Here is a 4,913-nt window from a genome sequence, read left to right as displayed (position 1 = left end):
CCGGATTCCAGACTTCGTTGTTTTCAACCCTGATCAGGTCGTACCGCCCGCCGAAGGTCAGGGAGAGCCGTTCCGGCACCAGATCCCAGGTGTCCTGCAGGAACGCCCCGGCACTGAGATAGGACGACGCGGGAACGGGACGCTCCCCGATGATCCGCCCCAGGTGCCCGTCAAAGCGCTCCCTCCTGCTCTCCAGGTTCCGCTCCCAGACCTCGACGCCGAAGATGAGCCTGAGGAATAGCCTGATCGTGTTCGAACGCTGGTTAAAGCCGGCCGGAAAACCCGCCAAAACCTAGCGGCTACAGGGTCTTGCGCGCTACCATGCGCGACTTTTTTCGCCCGGGTCGCCTGGCCTAAGCACGATATGAACAGCAACGAACTGCGCGCACGCTTCCTCGAATACTTCCGTCGGCAAGGCCATGCGGTGGTGCCGTCGTCGTCGCTGGTGCCGAGCAACGATCCGACCCTGCTGTTCACCAACTCCGGCATGGTGCAGTTCAAGGACGTGTTCACCGGCCAGGACAAGCGGCCGTACACTCGCGCCACGTCGAGCCAGCGCTGCGTACGCGCCGGCGGCAAGCACAACGATCTCGAGAACGTCGGCTACACCGCACGGCATCACACCTTCTTCGAGATGCTCGGCAACTTCTCGTTCGGCGACTATTTCAAGCCGGATGCGATTCGCTTCGCCTGGGAGTTCATCACCGGCGCCGAATGGCTGGCGATCGACAAGAATCGCCTGCTGGTCACCGTCTACCACACCGATGACGAGGCCTATGACATCTGGCATCGCCAGATGGGTATCCCGGCCGAGCGCATCGTCCGCATCGGCGACAATAAGGGTGCGCCTTACGCTTCGGACAATTTCTGGGCGATGGGCGACACCGGTCCCTGCGGTCCGTGCACGGAAATCTTCTACGACCACGATCCCGATGGGTCGAAGGGCATCTACGGCGGCCCTCCGGGTTCGCCGGAAGAAGATGGCGACCGCTGGATCGAAATCTGGAACGTCGTGTTCATGCAGTTCGACCGCTCGAAGAGCGGCGAGCTGAGCAAGCTGCCGGCACCGAGCGTCGACACCGGCATGGGCCTGGAGCGCATCAGCGCGCTGATGCAGGGCACCAACGACAACTACCAGATCGATACCTTCAAGATCCTGGTCAACGCGATCGCCAAGCTGTCGAACACGGCGCCCTACGCCAGTGCATCGCAGAAAGTGGTCGCCGACCATATTCGCTCGGCTGCCTTCCTGATCATCGACGGCGTGACGCCATCGAACGAAGGGCGCGGCTACGTGCTGCGCCGGGTCATGCGTCGCGCGATTCGTCATGGCTACAAGCTGGGCCTGAGCGAGGCTTTCTTCTGGAAGCTGGTTGCGCCGCTGGCCGAGGCGATGGGCGAGGCTTATCCGGAACTACGCGAGCAGCGCGCTCGCATCGAGCAAGTGATCCGCAGCGAAGAAGACAGCTTCGCGACGACGCTCGACAAGGGCATGAAGCTGCTCGAGGACGCGATCGGCATTCTCAAGAGCGACGTGATTCCCGGTGAAGTGGTGTTCAAGCTCTACGACACCTACGGCTTCCCGTTCGATCTGACTGCCGACATCGCGCGCGAGCGCAACCTGAAGCTCGACGAAGCCGGCTATGACCGCGAGATGGAAGCGCAGCGCACCCGTGCGCGCGCAGCCAGCAAGTTTACTGCCGGTGAAGGGCTCAAGTACGAAGGCCCGGCGACGGTCTTTCTCGGTTATGAGCAGACAGTCATCGACGACGCCAAGGTGGTTGGTCTTTATCGCGGCAGTGTCGCGGTCGACGCGCTGGCAGCTGACGACGAAGGCGCGGTGGTGCTCGATCGCACGCCGTTCTATGCCGAAAGCGGTGGTCAGGGTGGTGACGCTGGGACCGTTGGCGGCTTCGTGGTTGCCGATACGCAGAAGATCAAGGGTGGCGCGTTTGCCCATGTCGGCAAGCTCGAAACCGGTGCGCTGAAGCTCGGGGACACGATCACGGCAACGGTGGCGATCAGTCAGCGCCGCGCGACGATGCGCAACCATTCCGTCACTCACCTGATGCACAAGGCGCTGCGCGATGTGCTCGGTGGTCATGTGCAGCAGAAGGGCTCGCTGGTCGATGCCGACAAGACCCGTTTCGACTTCGCCCACACCGGCCCGATGACGGCTGCGGAACTGGCCGAAGTCGAGCGTCTGGTCAACTCCGAAATCCTCGCCAACGTCGCGACGCAGGCGCGCGTGCTGCCGATCGAGGAAGCGAAGAAGACCGGCGCGATGATGCTGTTCGGCGAAAAATACGGCGACGAAGTGCGCGTGCTCGACATCGGCAGTTCGCGTGAGCTTTGCGGCGGCACTCATGTGAGCCGCACCGGTGACATCGGGCTGTTCAAGATTGTTTACGAAGGCGGTGTGGCGGCCGGCGTGCGTCGTGTCGAGGCGGTGACCGGCGATAACGCGCTCGCATTCGTCAATGACTTGCAGGCGCGTCTGAGCGGCGCGGCGTCGATGCTGAAGTCTTCGCCGGCCGAGCTTGGCGCGCGCATTACGGCGATGCTCGAAGCGCAGAAGCAACTCGAAAAAGAGCTTGCCCAGCTCAAGGGCAAGCTGGCCGCCAGCGCGGGTGATGAACTTGCCGGACAGGCCAAGCTGGTCAATGGCGTGAAGGTGCTGGTGACGGCAGTGGACGGTGTCGATAGCGGCGAACTTCGCAACCTGCTCGATCAGCTGAAGAACAAGCTTGGTTCGGGTGTCGTGCTGCTCGGCGTCGTCGGCGCTGACAAGGTCAATTTGATCGCCGGCGTGACGGCGGACCTGACTGCCAAGCTCAAGGCCGGTGAACTGCTGGCGTTTGTTGCGGCGCAAGTCGGCGGCAAGGGCGGTGGTCGTCCCGACATGGCGCAGGGCGGCGGCACGCAGCCGGAAAATCTGCCAGCGGCCCTGGCCTCGGCGCAGCAATGGATCGAGCAGAAACTGGGCTGAATCCATTTGCAGCAGCAAGTTGCCCGTTTCCAGAGAAGCAGGCGGCTTGTCGGTAAGGACATGCTTCTCTGGGAACCAACAACCGGAAACTGGAAACCGCTTCAATGGCTTTGCTAGTGCAGAAGTACGGCGGCACTTCGATGGGCTCGGTCGAGCGCATCGAACACGTCGCCTCGAAGGTCGCCGCCGCTCGGGCGCGTGGTGATCAGGTGGTGGTCGTGGTGTCGGCGATGTCCGGCGAAACCGATCGTCTGATCAAGCTCGCGAAAGCGATCAATCCCCGGCCGCTGGCCCGCGAACTCGATCAGATGATCGCGACCGGCGAGCAGGTGACGATCGCGATGCTGGCGATTGCGCTCGACAAGATGGGCGTGGCCGCGCGTTCGTATACCGGCGCACAGGTGTCGATCCGCACCGACAAGGCCTACAACAAGGCGCGCATCCAGCACATCGACACCGAACGGCTGATGGCCGATTGCAATGCCGGCATCGTGCCGGTGGTTGCCGGTTTCCAGGGTGTCGACTGCGACGGCAACATCACCACGCTCGGTCGCGGCGGTTCGGACACCACCGGTGTTGCGCTTGCTGCCGCGCTGAAAGCCGATGAATGCCAGATCTACACGGACGTGGACGGCGTTTATACGACCGATCCTCGAGTCGAGCCCAAAGCCCGACGCCTGAGCAAGATCACCTTCGAGGAAATGCTCGAACTCGCGAGTCTCGGCTCGAAGGTGCTGCAGATCCGCTCGGTCGAATTCGCAGGTAAATACAAGGTACCGCTGCGCGTGCTGTCGACCTTCGTCGATGGCCCGGGCACGCTGATCACGCTGGACGAAAACGTTGGGGGAAGCAAAGTGGAAGATCCGTTGATTGCCGGCATCGCGTTCAGCCGGGACGAAGCGCAGCTGACAGTCGCCGGCGTGCCGGATCGTCCGGGCATCGCTGCCGCGATCCTGGGGCCGATCGGGGACGCGAATATCGAAATCGACATGATCGTGCAGAACGTCGGTGCCGATGGCATGACCGATTTCACCTTCACCGTGTCGCGCGGCGAACTGGAACGGGCCGCGGAAGTGTCGAAGAAAGTGGCCGAGTCACTCGGTGCCAAGGGCATTCGCACCGCGACCGACATCTGCAAGGTCTCGCTGGTCGGCGTCGGCATGCGCTCGCATGCCGGTATCGCCGCGAAGATGTTCAAGACGCTGGCAGCCGAGAGCATCAACATCCGGATGATTTCGACTTCGGAGATCAAGATTTCCGTGGTCGTCGAAGACAAGTATCTGGAGCTTGCCGTGCGCTCGCTGCACAAGGCTTTCGATCTCGAACAAGCAGCCTGAAGCGCGCGTTGGCTTGCGTCGCTGATGGATCCGAGTCAAGGCGGGCATCTCACAGGTGTTGATGACGACATCGGTGAGTGTTGCGGCCTTCTGTCGGAAACATGAATTTTCCGTTTACTTGCTGAGGCTTTGCCAACCTGACGGCGTTATGATTCGCGCAGACAGAGACCCGATCTAACGGGTCCGGGCTCGGTGAGCGTTTCACGCCACTGCAGGATCAGGGAATGGAGAGCAGTGATGCTGATTTTGACGCGCAGGGTCGGGGAGACTCTGGTCATCGGCGACGATGTAACGGTCACCGTGTTGGGTATCAAAGGCAATCAGGTGCGGATCGGGGTGAAGGCGCCCAAGGATGTTTCGGTCCACCGCGAAGAGATCTTCGAGCGGATTCGAGTCGAGCGTGGGGAAGATACGACGATCCCGAGTTGAGCCCCCGGTTCAGTATTCCTTGGGGATTTCGGCGACAAATTGCTTTACGGTTAAGGCCGTCGCCGCTATAATATTTGAGTGATATCGCAGTGTTGCTCTCTGCAGCATTCAGGAGAGATGGCCGAGTGGACGAAGGCGCTCCCCTGCTAAGGGAGTAT

At 61.7% G+C, this 4,913-nt stretch carries 4 protein-coding genes; 3 read left to right on the top strand and 1 reads right to left on the bottom strand.

Going from position 1 to position 4,913, the window contains the following annotated elements; translation table 11 throughout:
- A partial coding sequence (locus tag QZY06_RS05285) for a TonB-dependent receptor (protein ID WP_295681179.1) occupies positions 1-289 on the bottom strand: 289 nt, incomplete at its 3' end.
- Between the two features lie 75 nt (positions 290-364).
- Between QZY06_RS05285 and alaS the strand changes: the two genes are divergently transcribed.
- The 3 genes from alaS to csrA all read left to right on the top strand — a co-directional run bounded on the left by alaS (position 365) and on the right by csrA (position 4,755).
- Positions 365-2,989, top strand: coding sequence for an alanine--tRNA ligase (gene alaS / locus QZY06_RS05280; protein WP_295681175.1), 2,625 nt, complete (start codon positions 365-367; stop codon positions 2,987-2,989).
- Between the two features lie 104 nt (positions 2,990-3,093).
- Entirely contained in the window at positions 3,094-4,326 is a 1,233-nt protein-coding gene (locus QZY06_RS05275; protein ID WP_273457120.1) for an aspartate kinase, read from the top strand.
- 237 nt (positions 4,327-4,563) lie between these two features.
- Positions 4,564-4,755, top strand: a complete 192-nt coding sequence (gene csrA, locus QZY06_RS05270; protein WP_022975404.1) for a carbon storage regulator CsrA — start codon at positions 4,564-4,566, stop codon at positions 4,753-4,755.
- The last annotated feature ends 158 nt before the right edge of the window (positions 4,756-4,913 follow it).

The sequence above is a fragment of the uncultured Nevskia sp. genome (assembly GCF_903885465.1).
Lineage (GTDB): Bacteria > Pseudomonadota > Gammaproteobacteria > Nevskiales > Nevskiaceae > Nevskia.
The sequence above is the reverse complement of the archived record's forward strand: the minus strand, read 5'-3'. Positions and strand labels throughout refer to the sequence as shown.